Raw genomic sequence first — 25,220 nt, 5'->3', positions numbered from 1 at the left:
CCTGGTCAGCCGTCGGCGTCCATCGCCTGCACGAGGCTCGCCGGGCGCATGTCCGTCCAGTGCTGCTCGACGTAGTCGAGGCACGACGACCGATCCGCCGGTCCGTGTACCGTGTTCCAGCCTGCCGGCGCATCCACGAAGGACGGCCACAGCGAGTGCTGGTTCTCGGCGTTGACCAGCACCAGGAACGTACCTTCTGAATCGTCGAACGGGTTGGTCATCGGGCGGGTTTCCTCTCTTGGCGGGCTCCGGTCACGGCTTGGTGCCGACGACCAGGGCATGTTCGTAGGGCAGGTCGGGAGTGACGGTGACGTCAGCGCAGCCGGCGTGCCGGAGCCAGTCCGCGCAGTCGCGCGCCGGCCAGGCCATGCCCCGGCCCGTGGCCAGCACGTTGAGATACAACGACAGGCGGGCGGCGATGACGCCGCCGCGCTCGTCGTCGTCGGCCATGAACCCGTAGATCACGATGCGACCGCCGGGCGGCAGCATCGTGTAGGCCTTGCCGATGAGCTCTCTGGCCTGCGCCTCGGACACGGTGTCGAGCAGGTGGCTGAAGAGGACCGTGTTCGGCCCCTGTGGGAAGGGCAGCTCGAACATGTCGCCGGCGAGGAACTCGACGCGGCCGGCGAGATCCTCCGGGAGTGACTCGCGGGCGAGGCCGACGACACTCGGCAGGTCCAGCACGGTGACCCGCAGGTCCGGGTGGCGCCGGGCGAGATGCTGAGCGTTGGTGCCGTTGCCGCCGCCCACGTCGAGCAGATGGCGGGCGCTCGCCCAGCCGGGGCCGTCGAGCAGGCCCGCCATGGTGCGCAGGGTGAACGCGGCCATCGCGTCGTGGAAGATCTTCTCCAGTTCGGCGTCGTGGGCCAGCCGCTCGTAGAGAGTGGGCTCGTCACCGTCGTGCGCGGAAAGGGTGGCGTTGGTGCCGGCCTGCAACGCCTGCGTCATCCGGTAGAAGGCCGGGTAGTACAGGCGGTGCCAGCTGCGCAGGGTGTGCCGCCAGCTGTCGGCGGTTTCCGGAGCGAGCAGTTCCTCGGCGACCGGGTGATTGGCGTACCGGTCACCGTTCCTGGTGACCAGTTCGGTAGCGCACAGCCCGAGCAGCAGCACCCGCAGCTTGTGCGCCTCCAGCCCGGTGAACTCCTGGAGCTCGGTGAACTCCGCGTCCGGATGGGCCGACAGGTACCCGAAGATGTCGAGGTCGGTGGCGGTGACCAGGGCGTTGAACAGTGCCGGGCCGTTCGCGATCAACTGGAATCGCTCGTACACCCGGTCGCGATCGGTCATGGCGTGCCCTTCCATTCGGGGTGGCGTTTCTCGATGAAGGCCCGCGGGCCCTCGATCGCATCGGGCCCGTGGGCGCGTAGTTCTTCCCACGGGTAGTGCGCGGTGAACGCGTCGGGCAGCGACAGCGTCTGCGCTTGGGCGGCGGCCTGCTTCACCGCGCGTACGGCCAGCGGCGAGCAGCGCAGGATGTCGGAGACCCAGCCGTCCACGCACGCGTCCAGCTCGACTGCCGGGACCACCTCGTTGACGAGGCCCAGCTCGTAGGCACGGACGGCGCTCATCGGGCGGCCGGTGATCAGATGACCCAGTGCCACCCGGTACGGCGCCTGCCGGGTCAGCCGGAACACCCCGCCCGCCCCGGCGATGAGGCCGAGCTTCGCCTCCGGCAGCGCGAACGAGGACCGGTCGGAGGCGACGATGACGTCGCAGGCGAGGGCGAGCTCGAACCCGCCGCCGTAGGCGTAGCCGTCGACGCGCGCGACGACCGGCTTGGCGAAGTCGAAGCGCTCGGTGAGCCGGGGCCAGCCGGGCTTGCCGCGGCTGCCGAAGCTGGAGGTGTCCGCGGTACCGGCCCGCAGCCGTTCGGCGAGCTCGCCGAGGTCCTGGCCGGTGGAGAACGCCAGGTCCCCGGCGCCCGTGAGCACGACCACCCACACGTCGTCGTCGGCCTCGACGTGGTCCCACACCAGGCCCAGCTCCTCGTGCATGCGCCGGTCCATCGCGTTGAGCTTGGCCGGGCGGTCGAGCGTCACGTACGCCACTCGGTCGCGGCGCTCGTACCGCACCCGGGTCAACCCCTCGACGGCTGTCACGGGCGGCCCTTCCTCGCGGCGAACCCGTCGGCCTTGGCGAGCACGTCCGGGGCGTACAGGCGCAGCCCCTGGCGCAGCGCGAACTCCGCCAGGTATCCGCGGAAATGCTCGGGGGGCTCCTCGGCGAGGCTCAGCATCGCGCGGTTCGCCGCGACGGCGGGCGCGGACAGCTCGGCGATCGCCTCCGCCACGGCGTCGTCCATCTCCGCGTCGTCGAGAACCCGGTCGCAGATCAGGGCGATCTCCGGCTCGTCGGCCTGGATGCGGCGCCCTGCGAGGATGACCTGCCGGGCCAGCCGGGGGCCGACGAGACGCGGCAGGCGCAGGCTGCCCACGCCGGGGATGATGCCCTCCTGCGCCGCGGGCAGGCTGAAGTAGGCGTCCGTCCCGGCCAGCACCCGGTCGCACACCAGTGCGAGCTGCATCCCGCCTCCGATGGCGAACGTGTCGACCACCGCGATCCATGGCTTGTGCACGACGTCGGGTGCCCAGTCCAGCGGGCCACCGTCACGCACCAGACCGTGCTGCATCTTGCCGAGATAACCCAGCTCGCGGCCGAGCAGGAAGTCGGCGTACGGAATCCGCCCTGCGGCCAGCTCGACGAGGTCGATACCGGCGCTGAACACCCGGCGGCCGGCGTACTTGGGATGGGTCATCACGTCGCCACGCAGCACGCCAACCCGGATGGTGTCGTCGAGCAACACCAGGTCAACCGCGACCTGCATGGCGGCGATCATCCCCATGTCCTCCGCGTTGAGCGAGCGGAGGTTGCGGAAGGTGATGTGGCCCGCCACGCCGTCGCGCCGCAGCAGGACCGGCCCCAGGTCCGCCTCCCCGGTGCGCAGGAAGCCGTCCAGCAGATCCTCGGCCGCGGGGGTTGGGCGCCGCATCCGGTGGATCAGAGCGTCGCCTGTGGCGGGGTCGCTGAGCCAGGCGTGGAAGAGGATGGCCTGGTCGAGCTCCAGCCCCGCTTTCTCCGGCTGCGGCCTGCGGGACTCCCGCTCCATGTCCTCACGTCCCGGCGCCAGACCGGGAAAGATCTCGGCGGCCGCATACGCCAGACCGGCGGCTCCGGCCGCGAGCGGGGCCAGATCAGCGGCCGCAGCGTACACGGCCGGGCCGTGCCGGCGCAGGAAATCCCGGCGGGCACGTCGAGCGGCGGCCACGTCGAGGCCTGCGGGCGGGTGCCAGTCAAGCGTGGCGTCGAGCCTGGTAAAGGCCGGCGTGCTCATCGCACGCGCCGCAGGACACGATCGCAGGCGGCCAGGTGCGTGCCGAGGGCCGTCTCGTACGGCACCCGCGGCGCCTCCTCGATCAGCGTGCGCAACAAGGCTGCATCGCGTATCCGGCCGAGCCGCTCATGCGGCACCGCACCGATCTCGTCGACCAGACCGGCCGCCTGTGCCTGTTCCGCGGTCAGCGGCTCGCCGTCGGCCAACAGTAGGCGCCGGGCGGCGTCCAGGCCGAGGCGAGAGGCCAGCCGGTGCAGGCCCATGCCCGGCCACACACCATGGATTGCGGACTGCCAGGTCAGCCGCGTCCCGAGGGATGCGTACCGCACGTCGGCAGCGAGCAGGATCTCCACGGCGGGCGAGCCGCAGTCGGCGGTCATCACCGCGACGGTCACCGCGTCGAGGCGCTCCCAGCGGCGCAGCGCCCGTTCCCACTTGCCGACGGCGTGGACATCGGCCAGTCCGGGCCAGGCGGGATCGCCGCCCGATAGTTCGAGCACCGCGACCGGGTGGCGGCTGTCCTCGACGGCCAGGGCCGCCTCGTTCAGCGCGGCGGTCAGCTTGGGCAGGCTCGCGGTCAGGTCCAACTCGGTATGGTGTCGCACTTGTGCTCCTGTCTTGTTCACCACTGGATCAGGGCGGTCTCGATGGTGGATCCGGGACCCATCGTCATGAGCACCCCGTATTCACCCGAGCGCACGACCCCGTCGGCAAGCAGCCGCTCGTATGAGAAGAGGAAGGACCCGCTGGAGACGTTGCCGTAGTCGCGCAGCACCCCGGAGGTGTGCCGGAGATCGTGCCGGGTGAGCCCGAGGTTGACCCGGACGGCGTCGATGACCTTTCGGCCGCCGGAGTGCACCAGCCAGTGCGCGATGTCGCCGCGGCGCAGGCCGGTCCCGGCCAGCAGCCGGCCGACCACCTCCTCGGCGTGCGCGCCCACCACGTACGGGATATCCCTGTCCAGGTAGAAGCTGAACTTGCCGTGGTCGTCGTCCCAGTCGTAGCGCATGGCCTCGATCGCTTCGGGAATCACGCAGCTGGCGAACCGCAGCAGCGCAGGTCCGCTGGGCTCGCCCCCGGCGCGGACCGCGACGGCGGCGGCACCGTCGCCGAAGAGGCTGTTCACCACGGCCGTGCGCATGGTGCCGTCGAACACGTACGCGGCCGAGCAGACCTCGACGCACACCAGCAGCGCCAGCCGTCCCGGGTGCAGGGCCGCCCAGCCGGCCACGGCGGTCAGTCCGTTGAGCCCGCCGTGGCAGCCCATGCCGACCACGTCCGCCCGCGCGCAACCGGACGGCAGGCCCATCTCCCTGATGATCCAGGCGGACAGGCCCGGAGTGAGAAAGCCGGTGGACGTGACGCAGCCGAGGTAGGCGATGTCCTCCCGTGAGACGCGCAGCTGCTTCAGGCACGAGTCCACCACGTCGATGCCCAGCTCGATCGCCGTGCGCCGGTGCTTGGCGAGCAGCTCACCCTGCGACTCGCCGGCGGGCCTGCCGGTGCCGGGGTCGACGGGTGGCAGCACCAGGTGCCGTCGTTCGATGCCGCCGTTGCGGAAGACCGAGCGGATCCGCTCGTCGGTGATCGTGTAGCGGTCGAGGATCTCCTCTTGCGTGTAGGAGTTCGGCGGCGCCGCGGTCGCGACCGCGGCGATCGTCGGGGACATGCTGCTCCTGGTCACAGGCGCTCCAGTTCGGCGGCGAGCACAGGGCCGATCACGCTCAGCGCCGGACGGCGCATCATGTCGTGGTGGCCGCAGGGGACGTGACGGACGTCGAGATCACCGGTGACGTGCGGTCGCCAGGCGTCGGGGGTCGGCGGGCCCTCCCGCCAGACCGGGGAGTCCTGCGGCTCGGCGGTGAACAGCAGCATCCTCCCGGCGTACGCCCGCTCCGGCTCGTAGGCCTGGAGCAACCGCAAGTTGTTGAGGTACACCTGGTGGATCCGCTCCAGGGTCGCGGCGTCGAAGAGGTCCTCGGTGATGCCGATCTCGTTGCGGACGCCCTCGTGTCCCTCCGCGAGCAACGACCACGTCCGCTCGTCCTGCTCGGCGAGCGCGTCCGGATCGAGCAGGCCGCGGATCGGGTAACCGTCGAGCACCACGAGCAGCGGCACGTCCTGCCCCGCCGCCTGCAGCCGGGTGGCGATCGCGTGCACCAGCACCCCACCGAAGGACCAGCCGAGCAGGTGGTAGGGGCCGTGCGGGCGGATCGCGCGAATGCGGGCCACGTAGTCGTCGGCCATCTCGTCGATCGACGCCGGCAGCGGCTCGTCGCCGGTGAGCCCGACCGCCTGCAACACCTGGATCGGCTGGTCGTCGGCCAGGTGGCCGGTCAGCCCGGTGTACGCCCAGCCGATGCCGGCGGCCGGGTGCACGCAGAACAGCGGCGCCCGGTCGCCGCGGGTCCGCAGCGGCAGCAACGGCCCGAACCCGCCGTCCACACTGGCCGACGTCAGCCGTTCGGCCATGCCGGCCGGCGTCTGCGCCTCGAACACCGCGTGCACCGGCAGGGCGATGTCGAGGGCGGTGCGGAGCCGGCCGATCAGCCGTGCGGCCAGGATGCTGTCGCCGCCGGCGTCGAAGAAGCTGTCATCGGGTCCGACCGACTCGACACCCAGCGCCTCGGCGAACAGGTCGCACAGCACCTCCTCGACAGGGGTGCGGGCCCGGCGGGAGCCGCCGTCGGTCGTGTACAGCGGCGCGGGCAGGGCGTCGCGGTCCAGCTTGCCGCTGACCATCACCGGAAGGTCGTCCACCACCACGACGGCCGCGGGGACCATGTGCGGGGGCAGAATCCCGGCGGCGTACGCGCGGAGCCGCGCCGGCAGGAGCGCCCCGATCAGCGCCCGCGCCGGGTCGTTGACCGGCGGGCCGTCCTCCGGCCAGGTGCGGGTGTCGTCGGCGTCCACCGTGCTGATCAACGTACCGATCGGCATGCCGATCAGCACGTCAACGGTGTCGGCGGCCCCGGTACCGGGGGCGACCCGCACCTGGCGGCCGTGCCGGGCGGCGAGGTCGTGGAACCACTCGGGGTCCACCCCATCGCGGGCGAGGGGTCCCTCACCCGTGAGCCGGCCGTCGGGCACGCCGGTGACCCAGACGGGCGCCTCGCCGGCCAGCAGGGCCTCCACGTCGACCGGCCACGCCACCTGCTCTGGCGTCTGTTCCGGCCCGGTGCCGGTCTCGGGCGTCCGCGCAGGCCCGGCGACGGCACCGGTCTTGCGCAGCACGACGTCGTAGCGGTACCGGCTCAGCTCATTGTGCCGGTGGGCCCGCTTGACGTGCGTCTGCAGCGTGGCCACCGCCGGGTTCCCGACCCGGTACGCGGCGAAGAACGCGGGTGCGACGGCCAGCTCGCGCTCGCCCGCCACGCCGCGGTCGGCCGCCTCTCGCAACCGCTCCGGGTCCGTGACGCCCCGGTGGGCGGCGACGGCCGTGTGCAGCATCGGCAGCCTGCGCAGGTCGCGGATGTCCCCGGCGAACAACGCGCCCCCCGGGGCGAGCAGGTCGATCGCCCGGTCCAGGACGTCGGTGAGGTATCCGGCGTCCGGGAAGTACTGCGCCACCGAGTTGAGCACGATGGTGTCGAACCGGCCACCGGGCAGCCCATCGAGCTCGTGGGCGGCGGCGACACGCAGGTGGGCCCGTCCGGCCAGGCGTGGGTCGGCGTCGACCTGTCGGCGCAGCGCGTCCACGGCGGTGACGGACAGATCGAGACCCCAGTACTCCTCGCAGTCCGGCGCGATCCGGTGCAGCAGCAGACCGGTCCCGACGCCGATCTCCAGGACGCGCCGCGGGCGCAGGGCGCGGATGCGGTCCACGGTCGCGTCCCGCCACTCGCGCATGTCGTCCAGCGGGATGGGGCCCCCGTCGTAGCTGCTCTGCCAGCCGGAGAAGTCGGCGTCCACGGTTGAAGGCGCGTCACCGCCGACCAGGGCGGCGCCGCCTGCCAGGGCGGCGCCGTCGGACAGCACGGCGCTCCCGGATGGCGCGCCGGCCGCGTACACGGAGTCGTAGACCTCGCGCCACCGGCCGACCTGCTCCTGCGCCACCCCGGCGACCGCTGGAGCCGACGGCACCACGTAGCCGACCAGCCGGTGGTCACCGGGCCGGTCGGTGCGGACGAACGCGGCGGCGCGGGCCACCTCGGGATGCTCGGCGAGGACCGCCTCCACCTCTCCCGGCTCGATCCGGAAACCCCGGATCTTGACCTGTTCGTCGTCGCGGCCCAGGAACTCCAGCAGGCCGTCCTGCGTCCAGCGGACCCGATCGCCGGAGCGGTACATCCGCTCGCCCGGCGGTCCGTAGGGGTCCGCGACGAAACGCTGCGCGGTCAGGCCTGGCTGCCCCAGGTATCCGCGGGTGACCTGGCCGCCGGCGAGATACAGGTCGCCGGGCGCGCCGGGCGGCACGGGCCGCAGGCCGGTGTCGAGTACGTAGGCCCGGGTGCCGGGGATGGCCGTGCCGATCGGCGGCTGCCCGTCCCCGGCGAGCGGCGCGGAGAAGTGCGTGTAGACGGTGGTCTCCGTCGGCCCATAGGCGTTGACCAGCTCGGGGATGTCCCGCCAGGCGGCGGCCAGCGCCGCGGGGAACACCTCACCCGCGACGAACGCCCGCCGCACGGTGGCCGTCACCCGCTCCCGGGCGACGGGGTCCTCGGCCAGCATGGTGAACGCGGTCGGGGTCTGGCACAGCACCGTGACCCCGGCTTCGGCGATCGCGTCGGCGACCAGCGCGGGCGACCCGACCGTCTCGTCCGTCAGCACAACGAGCCTGCCGCCGTGCAGCAGCGGACCCCATATCTCCCACACGGACACGTCGAACGCGTACGAGTGCGCCATCGACCAGACATCGTCAGCGCTGAACTCGTACCGCAAGGCGCCCCCGGCGAGCAGCTGCGCCACGTTACCGTGCGAGACGACGACGCCCTTGGGCTGGCCGGTCGAGCCCGACGTGTAGATGACGTACGCGGCGGTGGCCGGGTGGATCTCGGCGGGCAGGGGCTGTTCCGGCCCGGGCTCGTCCAGCGGCAGGACCGGCACGCCCGGCAGCAGGCGGGTGCCGGGGGTCGCCACGACGAGGCGGCATCGCGCGTCGGCGGCCATGAGGGCCAGCCGGGCGCTCGGATAGCCGGGGTCCAGCGGCAGGTAGGCCGCTCCCGCCTTGAGCACACCGAGGATGCCGACGATCTGGTCTGCCGAGCGAGGGAGAGCCAGTGCCACGACCTGCTCGGGACCCGACCCGGCGGCGACGAGCCTGCGGGCGAGCCGGTCCGAGGCCGCGTCCAGCTCCGCGTACGTCAGCGTCTGGGTGCCGCTCTGTACGGCGACCGCGTCCGGCGTCCGGCGCACCTGCTCGCGGAACAGGTCGGGGATGGCCCTGCCCGGGAGCGGGTCCGTCACGACCGTCGGCAGGACAACGGCCCGTTCCGCGTCGGTGAGTACGTCGACGTCCGCGAGCCGGCCGGACGGTTCGCGGGCGATCGCGGTCAGGATCCGCACCAGCCTGTCCAGGATCGCCTCGGCGGTCTCCCCCGCGACCAGGTCGGGCCGGTAGCCCAGCCGCATGCGGAACGTGGCGCCGGGCAGTGCGATCAGCGACAGCGGGTAGTGGGTGGCATCGGTGCCTGCGACGTCCACCACCGTGAGACCGGCGATCTCCCGGTTCAGGTGGGTCATGTCGAGGGGGTAGTTCTCGAAGGCCAGGAACGTGTCGAAGAGCTCGCCGAGCCCGGCGGCACGCTGGATCTCGCTGAGGCTCAGGTGGTGGTGGGCCAGCAGGTCGGCCTGCTCCCGGTGGATCCGGGCCGCCAGGTCGCCCAGGCTGGCCGCCCGGTCCAGCCGCACCCGGACGGGGACGGTGTTGACGAACATGCCGAGGGTGTCCGCGATGCCGATGACCTCCGGCGCGCGACCGGTGACGGCCGTGCCGAACACCACGTCGTCACAACCGGTCAGCCCGGCGAGTACCGTCGCCCACCCGAGTTGGAGCAGCGTGTTGACGGTGGTGCCGATCTCGCGGGCGTGCCGGACGAGTCCGGCGGTGACCGCCTCGGGCAGCGCGCGGGCGACCTGGCGCGGCGCGGCGGTGGCGGACAGCGCCCCGGACGTGACGAGCGTCGGCTCGCCCAGCCCGGCGAGCGCGGCCTGCCAGCCGGCCTGTGCGGCGGCGCGGTCCTGGGCGGCCAGCCATGCCAGGTAGCGCTGGTAGCCGCCGAAGTCGCCGGCCGGCGTGCCGAGGGCGTAGGCGGTGAAGATCTCACGCAGCAGCACCGGCATGGACCAGCCGTCGAGGAGCAGGTGGTGGTTGGTGAGGATGAGCCGGTGTCGGCCGTCGTCCCCGCCGGCCAGGGTCAGCCGCAGCAGCGGCGCGGCCGCCGGGTCGAAGGGAAGGGCGCGGTCCTCCGCGGCGGCGCGATCGGCGTCGTGCGCGGTCCGCCAGGGCAGGACGACGACCTCGTTGACGATCTGCACGGGCCGCTGATGCTCGTCGCGGGCGAAACTCACCCGCAGGCCGGGGTGGCGGTCGAGCACGGACTGGGCGGCGGCGCGCAGCCGGACGGCGTCCACCTGTCCGCCGAGCGTGATCACTGTCTGCACGGTGTAGACGTCGGGGGCGCCGTCGCCGTACGCGGCGTGGAAGAGCAATCCTTCCTGAAGCGGGGTCACCGGGTGGCCGGCCGTGCCTGCGGGGGCCGACGCGGTGTCGCCAGCGGTGTCGCCGGCGGTGTCGCCGGCGGTGTCGCCGGCGGTGTCCACCAGCTCGGTCAGGGCGGCGATCCACGCGTCGGCCAGCGCCGCGATCCGCTCGCCGGTGTCCGCCCCCGCCGTCCAGGACCACGTGGCGCGCAGTTCGGGGCCGTCGGCGGTGTCCACGGTCATCGAGTTGATCTCCAGGCCGTGCCCGAACGGCAGCAGCGGGGTCCGCCCGTCCCCGTCACCCTCGATGTCGCCCTCGACGTCGACCACGGGCGTCCACGCGCCGGTGGCCGCCCCCGAGGTGACCCGGCCCAGGTAGTTGAAGCCGGTGTCCGCGGCGGGCAGGGCCGCCAGTTCCGCCGCCGTGTCCGGGTTGAGGTGACGCAGCATGCCGTAGCCGAGGCCGTGCCCGGGGATCGCGTGCAGCTGCCGGCTCACGGCGCCGACGGCGGCGGCGGGGTCCTCGCCCGCGATGTCGAGGCGTACGGGGTAGAGCGAGGTGAACCATCCGACGGTACGCGACAGGTCGAGCCCGGGCGCCAGTTCCTCGTGCCGGCCGTGGCCCTCCACGTCGAGGACCACGGGCACCTGCGGCGTCCCCTCGGCCGAGCGGACCCGGCGGACCGCGACGGCGAAGGCGGTCAGCAGCAGTTCCCGGACCCCGGCGCGGAACGCCTGCGGCGCGGCGGTGAGCAACCGGGCGGTGACCTCCGTGGGCAGCACCCGCGACAGCGTCCCGCCCGGGTCCGCACCGGCCCCGCGCAGCAGCGGTCGCGCGTCCGCCACCGTGTCCCGCCACCAGGGCAGCTCGGTGGTGACCGCGGGCTCAGCGGCACGCTTGGCGAGCAGCGCGGACCACGCGCGCCAGCCGGTGCCGACCGGAGGCAGCACTGCGGGCCGCCCCGCCTCTGCGGCAGCGGCGGCGGCCGCCAGGTCGGGCAGCAGCACCCGCCAGGAGACGCCGTCGACCGCGAGGTGATGCGCGCAGACCACCAGCACACCCGGCACCTGTGGGCCCGCGTCCAGCCACTCCGCCTGCACGAGCACCCCGACGGCCGGGTCCAGCCGGCCCTCGGCCGCCACGATGCGCTCGGGCAGCAGCGACTCGGGCGTCACACCGGTCGCGTCGATGCGGGTGAGTACCGTCGCGACGGGGATCGCGCCGGGCGGACGGAGGTCCAGGTTCCAGCCCTCCGGCTCCACGTGCACCCGCATCCGCAGCGCGTCGTGGTGATCCAGCAGAGACTGCAGGGCGGCGGCGAGGGTGGCCTCCGTGATGCCCACGGGCAGGCGTACGGCCACCGACTGGGCGAAGGTGTCGACCAGCCCGGACTTCTCCCGCAGCAGCTCCATGATCGGGGTCGGCCGGGCGCCGCCGATGCCCTGGTCCGGGATGGCCTGCCCGGCCGTGGTCGCGGGCATCGTGGCCAGCCCCGCCGGGGTGCCGGAGGCGAAGACGTCCCGGACGTTGATCATGAAGCCCGCGGCGCGGGCGCGGGTGACCAGTTGCATCGCCATGATGGAGTCGCCGCCCAAGGCGAAGAAACCGTCGTCGGGCCCGACGTTCTCCACCCCGAGCACCTCGGCGAACAGCGCGCACATGGCCGCCTCACCCGGGTTCTCCGGCGCACGGCCCGGGCTCGCCGGGCCGAACACGGGGGCGGGCAGGGCACGCCGGTCGAGCTTGCCGCTGACGGTGAGCGGCAGCACGTCGAGCACCGCGACGGCGGCCGGGACCAGGTAATCCGGAAGCCTGCCGGCGACGGCGTCCCGCAGCCGCACCGGGTCGGCGTCCGCGCCGGGAGCGGGCACCACGTAACCGATGAGACGCCGGTCGCGCACCACCACGGCGGCCGCGGCGACGCCTGGCTGCTCGCGCAGCACGGCGGCCACCTCCTCCGGCTCGATCCGGAACCCGCGTAGCTTGACCTGGTCGTCGACGCGACCGATGAACTCCAGTTGCCCGTCAGCCCTGCGGCGCGCCAGGTCGCCCGTGCGGTACATGCGCGCGCCGGGCGGCCCGTACGGGTCCGCCACGAAGCGCAACGCGGTCAGGCCCGGTTGGCCGAGGTAGCCGCGGGCCAGGCCGCCGCCGGCGAGGAACAGCTCGCCGGTGACCCCGGGGGGCAGCGGTCGCAGGCCGGCGTCGAGCACGTACGCGCGCTCGCCCGGGATGGGCCGTCCGATGGGCGGCGGCGCGCCGGGCACGAGCGACTCAGAGAGCGTCGCGTAGACGGTCGCCTCGGTCGGGCCGAAGGCGTTGATCACCTCGGGCAGCCCCGCCCACGCGGCCACCAGGTCGGCCGGGAGGGCCTCACCGGCGATGAAGGCCCGGCGCACGGTCGCCGCGACCCGCTCCCGGGCGGCGGGATCCTCGGCCAGCGCGGCGAACGCGGTCGGCGTCTGGCTCAGCACGGTCACGCCGCGGGCGGCGACGATGTCGGCCAGTTGTTCGGGTGAACGGGTCGCCTCCCACGGCAGCACGACCAGACGGCCGCCGTGTAGCAGCGCGCCCCACATCTCCCAGACCGAGACGTCGAAGGCGGACGAGTGGAACATCGACCACACATCGTCCAGGCCGAAGCCGAAACGGTCCGCCACACCGGCGAACAGCCGGATCACGTTCTCGTGCGGGACCACCACACCCTTCGGGCCGCCGGTGGAACCCGAGGTGTAGATGACGTACGCGGCCTGCCCGGGCAGGATGGTCACCTCGGGGGCGAGCGCCGGGGCGTCCCCGTCCTCCTCGACGTCCTCCTCGACGAACAGCACTTCGGCGTCGAGCCCGGGGTCGGTCCCGACGGTGGTGACCACGATCCGGACGCCGGCGTCGGCGGTCATCGCCGCCCGCCGTGCCGCCGGGTACCGGGGGTCCAGCGGCAGGTACGCCGCGCCCGACTTCAGCACGCCCAGGACGGCCACGATCAGCGAGACCGACCGGGGCAGCATGATGCCGACCACGGTCTCGGCGCCCGCGCCCGCGGCGACCAGGCGGTGGGCTAGGCGGTTGGCGGCGGCGTCCAGCTCGGCGTAGGTGAGCGAGTCGGCACCGCACTCGACGGCGATGGCCGAAGGCGTGCGCCGGGCCTGCTCGGCGAAGCGCGCGGGCAGCACGCCGTCGGCGGTGTCGGCGGCGACCTCGCCGGTCGTGCCGTGGGCGAGGGCCAGCTCCTGTTCCGCGGGAGTGGTCACGGGCAGCCTGACCAGCGGCGTGTCCGGTGCGGCGAGAGCCCCCTCCAGCAGCGACCGCCAACGGCCGAGCAGGGTCTCGATCGTCGCACGGTCGAACAGGTCGGTGGCGTACTCGGCCTCACCGCGGATCCCGGCCGGGCGGCCGTCCGTGTCGAACCGTTCGACCAGGGAGAAGGACAGATCCAGACGGGAGCGTCCGGTGGCGGCGGGCAGCGCCTCGGCCCCGACCCCGGGGAGTTCGGCGTCCACCTGCGGGGTGTTCTGCCAGGCGAGCAGCACCTGGAACAGCGGGTGATGGCTGAGGGAGCGTTCCGGCCGCAGCGCCGTGACCAGGTGCTCGAAGGGCACGTCCTGGTGGGCGTAGGCGGCGAGGGCGACGGTGCGGACCCGGTCGGTCAGCGTGCGCAGCGACGGCGCGCCACCGGTGCCGACCCTCAGGACGAGCGTGTTGACGAACAGGCCGACCAGGTCCTCGGTCGCCGATTCCCGCCGACCGGCCGCCGGAACGCCGATCGCGACGTCGTCGGCGGCGCCGAGCCGGGAGAGCAGCGCGGCGAGGCTCGCGTGGACCACCATGAACGGGCTCGCGCCTGCCTGGCGGGCGACGGCGACCAGCGCCGCGTGCGCCTCGGCCGGCCAGTCGAACGTGAGGGTTTCGCCGCGCTCGGAGGCGATGTCCGGGCGGGGGCGGTCGGTGGGCAGCTCAACGCGTTCAGGCAGGCCCGCGAGGGCCTCCCGCCAGTACGCGGTCTGCTGTTCCAGCAGCCCGCCGGCCAGCAGTTCGCGCTGCCAGACGCTGTAGTCGGCGTACTGCACCGCGAGCGGGGTCCACCGGGGCGCCTCGCCGCGGGCACGGGCGGTGTACGCGGCCGCCAGGTCCCGCCACAGCGGCCGCAACGACCAGCCGTCCACCGCGATGTGGTGGGCGACCAGCATCAGCACGTGCTCGTCCGCCCCCGCGTCGAGCAGGTACGCCCGCAGCGGGGCCTCGGCGGACAGGTCGAACGGCCGCCGGGCCAGCTCGTCGAGCAGGTGCGGCCGCAGCGCCTCCCGGGACAGCTCCACCGGCTCGGGCAGCACCCGCTGCCAGGTTCCGTGCCCGTCCTCGGTGACGACGGTCCGCAGCACCTCGTGCCGGGTCGAGACGTCCGCGACTGCGGCGGCGAGCGCGTCGACGTCCAGTTTCCCGGTCAACCGTACGGCCACCGGCACGTTGTAGGTGGCCGCCGCCGGGTCGAGCCGGTGCAGGAACCACATCCGGGCCTGCGCGGGCGACAGCGGGGGCCGCGTAGGCCGGGGGTCCGCGGCACGCAGCGGCGCCCGGGCCGTCGCGGCGTGCCGCAGCGTCGCGGCGAGGGCGGCCGGGCTGGGCGCCTCGAAGAGCGCCCGCAGCGACACCTCACGGCCCAGGGCGGAGCGGATGCGGTTGACCAGCCGCATGGCCTGGAGGCTGTCGCCGTCGGCCGTGAAGAAGTCGGTGTCGGGGTCGACCGCGGGCACGCCGAGGACCTCGGCGAACGCCGAGCACAGCGCGATCTCCTCCGGCCCTTCCGGAGCGCGCAGCAGGGCGATCTCCTGCGCCGGGGCGGGAAGGGCACCCCGGTCCAGCTTGCCGTGCGCGGACAGCGGGAACCGGTCGAGCGCGACGATCGCGGCCGGCACGAGCTGATGCGGCAGCCGCGCGGCGACGAACTCCCGCAGGGCCCCGGTGTCCACCCCGGCCGGCGTCACGTAGCCGACGAGCTGCGGATCCCCGAGCCGGTCCTCGCGGACGACCACCTCGGCGTGGCTCACGTCCGGGTGGGCCCGCAGCGCCGCGGCGATCTCACCCGGCTCTATGCGCACGCCACGGATCTTGACTTGCTCGTCGACGCGGCCCATGAAGACCAGCGCGCCGTCGTTCGACCAGCGCACCAGGTCGCCCGTGCGGTACATGCGCTCACCCGCCGGACCGAACGGATCGGCCACGAACCGGGCAGCGGTGGTGTCCGGGGCCCGCAGGTAGCCGTGGGCGAGCAGGACGCCGGCCAGGTAGAGCTCGCCGGGCATGCCCGGGGCCACCGGACGAAGCATGGTGTCGAGCACGTACGCCCGGGTGCCGCCGACCGGCCGGCCGATGGGCACAGAGCCCTCCCGCGGCACCGCGTTGAACCACTCGGTCGCGGCGATGGTGCACTCGGTCGGGCCGTACAGGTTGTGCACGTCGGCGCCGAGCACCGCGGCGGCGCGGGCCGAGAGCTCGGGCGGCAGGTTCTCGCCGGCGGCGATGACCTGCCGCAACGCCGTGGACTCCGCGGCGGCCTGCTCGTCGAGGAGCATCCGCAGCATCGACGGCACGAAGTGGGCGGTCGTCACCCCGGCGTCCCGGATCAGTCCGGCCAGGTAGCCCGGGTCCCGGTGGCCGCCGGGCCGGGCGACCACGATGGCGGCCCCGGCGAGCAGCGGCCACACCATCTCCCAGAGCACGACGTCGAAGCCGGCAGGCGTCTGGAACAGCATCCGGTCGTCCGGGGTGAGCCCGTACGTGCGCTGCATGCCGGTGAGGTGGGCGGCCAGCGCGGAGTGCGGGACGGCGACGCCCTTCGGCCGCCCGGTCGAGCCGGAGGTGTAGATCACGTAGGCGATCGCGGCCGGCGGGATCGCCGGGGCGTCCAGGTCCGCGACCGTCTCAGGAAGCACCATCGTGCCCGGTCCCGCCTCGGCCGCGACGGTGAGGACCGGGGCGGCGTCCGCGCGCAGGAAGGCGATGCGCTCGGCCGGATAGTCGGGGTCGATCGGCACGTACACCGCGCCGGTGTGCAGGACCGCGAGCGCGGCGACGACGGCCTCGGCCGAGCGGGGCAGGCACACGGCCACTCGGTCGCCCGGACCTACCCCCGCCTCACGCAGCGCCAGGACCGCCGCGCCGACCCGGCCGCGCAGCTCGCCGTAGGTCAGCCGGATGCCGCCGGCCTCGACGGCGAGCGCGTCCGGCGTCCGGCGCGTCTGGGCCTCGATCAGCTCGGGCACGACCGGGCCGGGCGCGCTCGCCGGTCCCTTGCCCCATCCTTCAAGCACCCGTTCGCGCTCGGCGCCGGTCAGCAGGTCAAGCCGGTGCAGCGGCAGGCCGGGCGCGTCGGCCACCGCCGCGTAGACGGCGACCAGCCGGTCGAGGATCCGCTCGGCGGCCGCCGGGGAGACCTGGGCGGGGTCGTGATCCACCCACAGCGTCAGTTCGGCGCCAGGCAGGACGGTCAACGTCAGCGGGTAGTGGGTCGCGCTGACTCCCGTGGCGCCCGTGATCCGCAGGCCCGCGACACCCTGGTCGAGCGCGTCGGCGTCGAGGGGGTAGTTCTCGTAGACCATGAGGCTGTCGAAGAGGTCGCCCAGGTCGGCATCGCGCTGTACCTCGGCCAGGCTGAGGTGCCGGTGCGGCAGAAGCGCCGACTGGCTCTCCTGGACTCTCCTGGCGGTGGCGCCGAGCGTGGCGGCCGGATCCAGCTCGACGCGGACCGGCAAGGTGGTGATGAACATGCCGATCGCGGTGTCGATGCCGGTGATCTCCGGCGGCCGGCCGTGCGCGGTGCCGCCGAAGACGACGTCGCGGCGCCCGGTGAGCGCGCCGAGCACCACGGCCCAGCCGGTCTGCAGCAGCGCGTTGACGGTGACGCCCAGCTCCCGGGCGCGCGCGTCCAGGGCCGCGGTCGCCTCGGGCGACAGCGTCCGCGCGGCCCGGAGCGGAGGTTCGGCGGCGGGCTTGGCTCCCGGTGCGATCAGGGTCGGCCCCTCCAGGCCGGCCAGCGCGTCGGCCCACGCGTGCCGGGCCGCCTCGGTGTCGCGGGTGGCGAGCCAGCCGAGGTAGTCACGGTAGGCGTTCCCGGCAGGCGGCAGCGTGCCTGTGTCGTACGCGACGAACAGCTGCCGCATCAGCACCGGCATGGACCAGCCGTCGAAGAGGAGGTGGTGCACGGTGAGGACGAGCAGGTGCCGGTCAGGCCCGGTCCGCACCACGGTGATCCGCAGCAGCGGGGCGGTTGCGGGGTCGAAGCGTTCGGCGCGGTCGGCCGCGAGCAGGCCGGCGAGCTCGCCGGGCTCCGCGTTCACGAAGCGCCACGACAGCTCGACGTGCCGGTGCACGACCTGCACCGGGGTGTCCAGGCCGTCGACGGCGAAGCCGACCCGCAGCGTGGGGTGCCGGTCCAGCAGTGCCTGGCCGGCCCTGCGCAGCCGGTCGGCGTCCAGCGGCCCGGCGAGATCCAGGCGTACCTGCCATACGTAGGGGTCGGTCGCCTCGGGGTCGTAGCCGGCGTGGAAGAGCAGGCCCTGCTGCAGGGGGGTGACCGGCCAGACGTCGTCCGGGCGGCCCGCGGGCGCGCGGTCCAGCCGGTCGACCTGCTGCTGAGTCAGCGCGACGAGGGGGAAGTCCGAGGGACTGTGGCCACCGTCGAGGGTGGTGATGGCCTCGACGGCCGCCTGCCACCGCTCGGCGAGCGTCGCGACCGTCTCGCCGCCGCGGGTCCACACCCAGGTGGCGACGAGCTCCGCTCCGGCTTCTCCCTCCGCGATGAGGGCGTTGATCTCCAGCGGGTGGGCGCCGGGGAGCACACCGGTCATGTCCAGGGCGCCGGGGAGCGGCGTCCAGTGGGCACCGGGCCGGGCGGCGATCCGGCCGAGATAGTTGAAGCCCACCTCGCGGGGCGGGGGAGCCGCGAGCACGGGTGCGCTCTCGGGGTCGAGGTGGCGCAGGAGACCGTAGCCCAAGCCGCGCCGCGGCACCTCGCGCAGTTGCTCCTTCACCGCGCGGACGACGCGGTCCAGATCGTCCGCCCGCGTCTCGAGGCGGACCGGGTAGAGAGTGGTGAACCAGCCGACGGTGCGAGAGAGGTCCAGGCCGGGGGCGACGTCCTCGTGCCGTCCGTGGCCCTCCAGGTCCAGGGTGAGTGGCCCGGTCACCGCCGCGAGCGCGGCGAGCAGCAGTTCCTGGACACCGGTGTGGAAGCCGTCGGTGGCGTGTGCCAGCAGGCGCGCGGTGGTCTCCGGGCTCCATCGCAGGGTCAGGCTGCCCGCCGTACCGCCTGCAGGGAGGACGGGCGTGGCCCGCTGGGTCACCGAACGCCAGTGCGGCAGTTCGGCGCGGACCCCCGGGCTGGTGGCGGCCGTCGTGAGCAGGTGGGCGTAGCGGCGTACCGAGGTGCCGGTCGGGGGCAGGGCGACCGGTCTCCCACCGGCGGCCGCGGCGTGCGCGGCGGCCAGGTCGGGGAGCAGGACCCGCCAGGACACCCCGTCCACGGCGAGGTGGTGGATGCTGAGCACCAGCAGGCCGGCCGCGGCGGGGCCCGCGTCCAGCCAGACCGCCTGGACCATCGTGCCGGTGACCGGATCGAGGCGCAGCCGGGCGGCGGCGGCCTCGCGGCGCGCGACGGCGAGCCGCTCGCCGTCCGGCACCGCGCCGGCGTCCACGCGGGTGAGCACGGGGCCGGTCCCGTCGGTCGTCTGTTCCCAGCCGCCGTCGTGCGGGCGCACGCGCAGACGCAGCGCCTCGTGCAGGTCCGCGACGGCGCGCAGCGCCGTGGTGAGCGCCTCCGCGGTGGTCGGCGGCACCGCCACCACAACCGACTGGTCGAACTCGGCGACCAGGCCGGCCCGTTCCCGCAGGTCGGCCACGATGGGCAGCAACGGCACCGGACCGCTGTCCACGGCGGTGCCGGCGGCGGCGGTCACGTCCTCGGCCGGGACCGCGCGGGTCGCGAGCGCGGCGGGGGTCCCGGCCTCGAAGACGTCGCGGACGCCGAGGACCAGCCCGGCGGCGCGGGCCCGGCTGATCACCTGCATGGCGAGCACGGAGTCGCCGCCCAGGCCGAAGAAGCCGTCGTCGGGCCCGGCCTCGGCGAGGCCGAGGACCTCGGCGAACACGTCGCAGAGCACGGCCTCTGCGGGGGTCGCGGGCGGACGCCGCTCCGCCACCGTCCCGTAGTCGGGTGCCGGCAGGGCACGCCGGTCCAGCTTGTGGTTCTGGGTCAGCGGCAGCGCGTCGAGCGCCACGATCGCGGCCGGGACCATGTAGTGCGGCAGCCGGTCACCGGCGTACTGTCGCAGCCGCTCCGGGTCGGCTGTCGCCGGGACCACGTAGCCGACCAGGCGTTTGTCACCGGGGCGGTCCTCACGCAGCACCACCACCGCCCGATCGACGTCGGGATGGGCGCCGAGCACCGCGGCGATCTCACCCGGCTCGACCCGGAAACCTCGAACCTTCACCTGCTCGTCGGCACGGCCGACGAACTCAAGCTCGCCGTCGTCGTTCCACCGGCCGAGGTCGCCGGTGCGGTACATGCGCTGCCCCGGCGGGCCGTACGGATCCGCGACGAACCGTTCGGCGGTCAGCGCGGGCCGGCCGTGATAGCCGCGGGCCACGCCGGGCCCGCCGAGGTAGATCTCGCCGGCCACCCCGGGCGGCGCGAGCGCCAGCGCGGCGTCCAGCACGTACACCCGGGAGCCCGGAATCGGCCGGCCGATCGGCGGGGCGATCTCGTCGCCGCCGAGCGGTCCGGTGGTCGTCGAGTACACGGTGGCCTCGGTCGGGCCGAAGGTGTGCAGCATCCGTCGGCCGTCGCGGGCCCACGCCTGCACCAGGCCGGCCGGGCATGCTTCGGCGCCGATGACGACGTGCGGCAGAAAGGTCGTGCCGGGGCCGGGCTCGACCCCGAGCAGCGCGGTTGAGGGCAGCTGTGCCTGGGTGATCCGGTACCGCTCGAGCACCCGGGTCATCACCTCGCCGACCAGCGGACGCTCGGTGGGGATGACGAGAGTCGCCCCGCCCAGCAGAGCACTCCAGGTCTCCCCCACGAACGAGTCGAAGCTGGAGGAGGAGAACTGCAGGACGCGGCTGCCCAGCCCGATGCGCAGCGCGGCGTTCTGGGCGCGGGCGAAGACCTCGACTCCGCGGTGCTCCACCACGACGCCCTTGGGCTCGCCGGTCGAGCCGGAGGTGTAGATGACGTACGCGGGGTGCCCCGGTCGCAGCGGCGCACCCCGGTCGGCGTCGGTGACCGGGCCGTCCGGGCAGTCCGCGATCTCGGCGGTGACCGCCGGACTGTCGAGCACCATCACCCGCGCGCCGGTGCCGCCCAGCGTCGCCGCGGTGGCCGCGGTGGCGAGCACGAGCACCGGCTCGGCGTCGGCGAGCATCACCGCCAGCCGTCGTGACGGGTACTCGGGGTCCAGCGGCAAGTAGGCGGCGCCGGCCTTGAGTACGGCGAGCACCGCGGTCAGCAGTTGCACCGACCGTGGCAGCGCGAGCCCGACGAGGCGCTCGGGGCCCGCGCCTGCTGCGATGAGCCGGTGGGCGAGCCGGGAGGAGGCCGCCTCAAGCTCGGCGTACGTGATGCCGTCCTCGCCGTTTCCGACCTCGACGGCAACCGCGTCCGGTGTGCGGGCGGCCTGCTCGGAGAAGAGTTCGGGCAGCGTTCGCCCGGGGGGTGTGGCGGGCCCGGTACTCCACTCCAGGATCCGCTCACGGATCGCTTTGGCGAGCAGTTCGACGCGGTGCAGCGGCAGAGCCGGGTCGGCGGCGACCGCTTCGAGGAACGCGGTCAGCCGTCCGAGCAGCGCCGTGGCGGTCGCGGCGGGCACCGCAGGGCCATGGTCCAGGCGCAGCCGCAGCTCCGTCCCGGGGACGATGCTGAGCCCGAGCGGGTAGTGCGAGGCGTCGACCCCTTCGGCCGCGGTGATCCGGAAGCCACCGAGATCCCGGTCCAGGGTGGACGCGTCCAGCGGGTAGTTCTCCAGCACCATGATGGTGTCGAACAGCTCGCCGAGGCCGCAGGCCCGCTGGATCTCGGCGAGGCTCAGGTGCTCGTGGGCCAGCAGCCCGGACTGCTCGTCGTGCATCCGGCGCAGCAGCTCGGCGAGGGTGGCGGCGGGGTCGAGCCGCACCCGAACCGGGACGGTGTTGATGAAGAGACCGAGCGCGTCGGCGACGCCGGGAACCTCCGCCGGCCGCCCTGAAACGGTGGCGCCGAAGACCACGTCCGTACGCCCGGTGAGCTGGCCGAGCACCACCGCCCAGCCGAGGCGCAACACGGTGCTGAGGGTGACGCCCAGTTCGCGCGTGCGACGACCGAGCGAGTCGGTGAGGGCTGTCGACAGCACACGGGTGACCCGCTGCGGCGCGCTCGGAGCGGGGTGCGCCGCGGGCGCGACCAGGGTGGGCTCTGCGAGACCCGTGAAGGCGGCGCGCCACGCGGCGCGCGCGGCGTCCCGGTCTCGGCCGGTGAGCCACTCCAGGTAGCGCCGGTAGGTCTGGCCGTCGCCGACCGGCTGCCCGCCGACGTAGGCGGCGAGCAGCTCGCGCACGAGCGAGGGCATCGACCACCCGTCGAGCAGCAGGTGGTGGTTGGTCAGCACCAGCCGGTAGGCGTCCGCGCCGGTCCGGAGCAGCGTCATCCGGAGCAGCGGCCCCGAGGCTGGATCGAAGCGCAGCAGCCGGTCCGCCGCGAGCAGTTCGTCGAGCTCCTCAGGTGTGGTCTCGATCTCCCGCCAGGGCAGCGTCACGCCCGTGCGCACCACCTGCGTCCGGCTGTCGGCGTCGAAGGTGACACGCAGACTGGGGTGCCGGTCGAGCACCGCCTGGCCGGCCGCGCGCAGCCTCGCCGGGTCGAGTGCGCCTTCGAGCGTGAGCACCACCTGGACGGTGTAGACGTCGGGTGAACTCGTGTCGTAGGCGGCGTGGAAGAGCAGGCCCTCCTGGAGCGGGGCGAGCGGCCAGACGTCACCCAGCACGGGTTCCGGCTTGAGCTCCGACGCGGGGCCGGCCACCGTACCGGCGCGCTCGGCCAGGTCGGCGAGAGTGGCAGCCATGATCACATCACGGGTGGACAGGGCGAGCCCGGCGGCGCGGGCCCGGCCGACGAGGTCGATCGCCATCACCGAGTCGCCACCCAGAGCGTAGAAGGCGTCGTCCGGTCCGACCGCGGGGACGCCGAGCACGGCGGCGACCTCCGCGCAGAGCACCCTCTCCGCGTGGGTGCGGGGCTCGCGGCCTCCGGCGCCCTCGTACACGGGTGCGGGCAGGGCCCGCTTGTCCAGTTTGCCGTTGACCGTCAGCGGCAGCTCGGCCAGCGTGACCACGACGGCCGGGACCATGTAGGACGGCAGGCGCTCGACCGCGTGCGCGCGGATGGCGGCGCCCTCCGCGCCGTCCGCGGTGACCACGTAGCCGACCAGACGGCGGTCGCCCGGCCGGTCCTCGCGGACGACGACCACGGCTTGGCGTACCGTCGGGTACTGGCCGAGGACGGCGGCGATCTCCCCCGGCTCGACCCGGAAGCCACGGATCTTCACCTGGTCGTCGGCACGGCCCAGGAACTCCAGCTGCCCGTCGGCGGTCCAGCGGGCCCGGTCGCCGGTTCGATACATCCGCTCACCGGGCGGACCGTACGGGCAGGCGACGAAGCGTCCGGCGGTCAGGGCGGGACGACGCAGATAGCCACGGGCCAGGCCGGGACCGGCGAGGTACACGTCGGCCGCGACGCCCGGAGGCACCGGCGACAGCCGCCCGTCGAGCAGGTAGGCCCTCAGGTCGGCCAGGGGCACACCGACCGGGAAGACGCCGGGCGGGGGCAGCTCGCCGGTCCGGGGCACCTCCATGTACGTGGCGTGCACAGTGGTCTCGGTTGTGCCGTACATGTTGATCTGCACCGGGCCGTCCGGGCCGAGCAAGGTGTACCAGTCGCGAGAGGCGACGGGGTCCAGCGCCTCGCCCGCGAAGACGATCGCCCGCAGCCGGGTCGCCAGCGCCGTCCGGCTCGACACGTCCTCGGCGAGTGCCTGGGCGAGACCGGCGAAGGCCGACGGGGTCTGGCTGAGCACGGTGACGCCGCTCTCGGCGAGCACCCGGGCCATCAGCGCCGGGGTACGGGTGACCTCCCAGGGCAGGACGACCACGCGTCCGCCGTGCAGCAAGGCACCCCACATCTCCCAGACCGACACGTCGAACGCGTACGAATGGAACAGCGACCAGACATCGTCCTCGGTGAAGCGGTGATGTCCGGCCACGGCGGTGAACAGGCGCACCACGTTGGCGTGGGTGATCATCACGCCCTTCGGCAGGCCGGTCGAGCCCGAGGTGTAAATGACGTACGCGGCGTCGCCGGGCGCGGGCGTCGGCAGAGGCCCATCGGACGCGGGCGCGGACGCGGACGCGGCGTCGGCGCTGGACGGCCCGGCGTCGGCGCTGGACGGCCCGACGTTGTCGCCTGGCAGCCCGGCGTCGTCGCTCAGCGGCAGCGTGGGCACGCCGAGGTCCGCCACCGCCGCGACGGTCTCCTCGGTGACCAGGATCAGCGCCGGCTCGGTGTCCTCCGCCATCAGTCTCAGCCGGGCGGCAGGGTACTCGGCGTCCAGAGGCAGGTACGCGGCACCGGCGCGGAGCACGCCGAGCACGGCGACGACGAGGTCCGCCGAACGGGGCAGGCACAGCCCGACCACTCGGTCGGGCCCGGCGCCCGCGGCGACGAGACGGCGGGCGAGCCGTTCGGACACGGCATCCAGCTCGGCGTACGTCAGGGTGACGTCCCCGCACTCGACGGCGACGGCGTCGGGCGCCTGCCGTACCCGGGCGGCGAACAGCTCGGTGAGTGACTCCGTGACCGGCGTCTCCCGGCCGGGGTTCCATTCGTGCAGGACGCGGTGCCGCTCGCCGGGTTCGAGCACGGGCAGGTCGCCGACCGTACGGCCTCCGTCACCGGCGAACTCGGCGAGCACGGCGAGATAGCGGCGGGTGTGGTCGTCGGTTGCCGTGGCGTCGGCGACCCGGGCGTTGGCGATGACGTCGACGGTGACGCGGTCACCGGCGAGCGAGGCGGTGAACGAGATCCCCTCGATCCAGCCGATGGAGAGGTTGCGCATGGTGGCCCGGTGCGGCCCGAACGCGACCACGTACTCGGAGGCCATCACGTTGGTGTGGCAGACGGCGAACGCGCCCATGCCCGGGGCCAGGGCCAGCTCCCGGACCAGCTCTTCACCGCGGTAACGCTGGTGGCGTAGCAGCTCCCGGGTGGCGTCGGCGACGCGGCGCACCAGCTGAGCCAGGGTGGTGTCCGCGGTGACCGTGACCCGCAGCGGCAGGACGTTGGCGAGCGTGGTCACCAGTTCCCGGCTTGAGCTGGTGGGCCGGGCCGTCACCGGCATACCGAGGATGACGTCGGTGTGCCCGGTCATACGGTGCAGGTACGCGGCGGTCGCGGCGGCGAACAACACCGACCAGTGGGTGCGGGCGGCCCGGGCGGCGCGCCTGAGGGCGTCGGACTCGGCGGCGTCAAGCCGGTGTGTGCCCTGGTGATAGGCCCGCGGACCGGACCGTTCGCGGCGGGGCAGGGTGACGGGCTCGGGCCGGTCGGCGAACCGGGAGTGCCAGTACGCGCGGTCGGAGACGTACCGGTCTGAGGAGCGGTAATCCTCGTCGGAGGCGAGGATCTCGACGATCGAGCCGAACGGCGGCGCGGGCGGCCCTGGCTCGCCCGCCGCCAAGGCGGTGTAGATGTCCGCGGCCCGGTGCACGACCAGCGTGGCGCCGACCGCGTCCGTGACCGCGTGATGGGCGCTGACGTACAAGGTGTACGCCTCGTCGGCGACACGCAGCAGCGCCGCGCTCATCACCACCTGCTGTTCGATGTCCCGCGGCCGGGCCAGGTCGGCCCGCATCCAGGCGAGCGCGGCATCGGCCGGGCGGTCCTCGGTGCGCAGGTCGATGTGGGGAATCGGCCAGTGCGGCAGGCTGTCCCGGACACGCTGCCGGGGGACGCCGGCGACCTCGACGAAGACGGTCCGCGCGGCGGCCGCCTCGCCGACGGCCTGCCGGAGTGCCGTCTCGATCAGCTCCGGATCGATCGCACCGGGGATGTCCACCGCCGTGCCCACCAGGAAGGCGGCGTCCTGCTCGGCGAGCTGTGCGGTCCAGATCTCCCGCTGGGCGGCGGAAAGCGGGTACGTGTGCATGCCGGGTCTCCTTGGCACGTCG

The 25,220-nt window shown here is 73.9% G+C and carries 7 protein-coding genes; all 7 read right to left on the bottom strand.

Going from position 1 to position 25,220, the window contains the following annotated elements; all coding sequences use genetic code 11:
- Positions 1-5: 5 nt before the first annotated feature.
- From AB0395_RS29340 to AB0395_RS29310, 7 genes are read right to left on the bottom strand one after another with little or no spacing between them, the layout of a single operon-like run.
- The gene (locus tag AB0395_RS29340) at positions 6-221 is read right to left on the bottom strand and encodes an MbtH family protein (RefSeq protein WP_366286505.1); all 216 of its coding nucleotides are present in this window, start codon (positions 219-221) and stop codon (positions 6-8) included.
- A 31-nt stretch (positions 222-252) separates the two neighbouring features.
- The gene (locus tag AB0395_RS29335) at positions 253-1,287 is read right to left on the bottom strand and encodes a methyltransferase (RefSeq protein WP_366286502.1); all 1,035 of its coding nucleotides are present in this window, start codon (positions 1,285-1,287) and stop codon (positions 253-255) included.
- Positions 1,284-2,099 carry an enoyl-CoA-hydratase DpgD gene (dpgD, locus tag AB0395_RS29330; protein WP_366286500.1) on the bottom strand — a complete coding sequence of 272 codons (816 nt, stop codon included), beginning with the start codon at positions 2,097-2,099 and terminating at the stop codon, positions 1,284-1,286. Before dpgD ends, AB0395_RS29335 begins: the two co-directional genes overlap by 4 nt.
- Positions 2,096-3,331, bottom strand: coding sequence for an enoyl-CoA hydratase/isomerase family protein (locus AB0395_RS29325; RefSeq protein ID WP_366286498.1), 1,236 nt, complete (start codon positions 3,329-3,331; stop codon positions 2,096-2,098). The genes dpgD and AB0395_RS29325 overlap by 4 nt, the downstream gene beginning before the upstream one ends.
- Positions 3,328-3,936 carry an enoyl-CoA-hydratase DpgB gene (dpgB, locus tag AB0395_RS29320; protein WP_366286495.1) on the bottom strand — a complete coding sequence of 203 codons (609 nt, stop codon included), beginning with the start codon at positions 3,934-3,936 and terminating at the stop codon, positions 3,328-3,330. Before dpgB ends, AB0395_RS29325 begins: the two co-directional genes overlap by 4 nt.
- Positions 3,937-3,953: 17 nt before the next feature.
- Positions 3,954-5,000 (bottom strand): 3,5-dihydroxyphenylacetyl-CoA synthase DpgA, encoded by a 1,047-nt coding sequence (gene dpgA, locus AB0395_RS29315; protein WP_366286492.1) that lies wholly within the window; start codon positions 4,998-5,000, stop codon positions 3,954-3,956.
- An 11-nt stretch (positions 5,001-5,011) separates the two neighbouring features.
- Positions 5,012-25,198 carry an amino acid adenylation domain-containing protein gene (locus tag AB0395_RS29310; protein ID WP_366286490.1) on the bottom strand — a complete coding sequence of 6,729 codons (20,187 nt, stop codon included), beginning with the start codon at positions 25,196-25,198 and terminating at the stop codon, positions 5,012-5,014.
- Between the last annotated feature and the right edge of the window lie 22 nt (positions 25,199-25,220).

It is taken from the genome of Streptosporangium sp. NPDC051023, assembly GCF_040689595.1.
GTDB lineage: Bacteria > Actinomycetota > Actinomycetes > Streptosporangiales > Streptosporangiaceae > Streptosporangium.
This window is presented reverse-complemented; position numbering and strand designations above follow the sequence as displayed.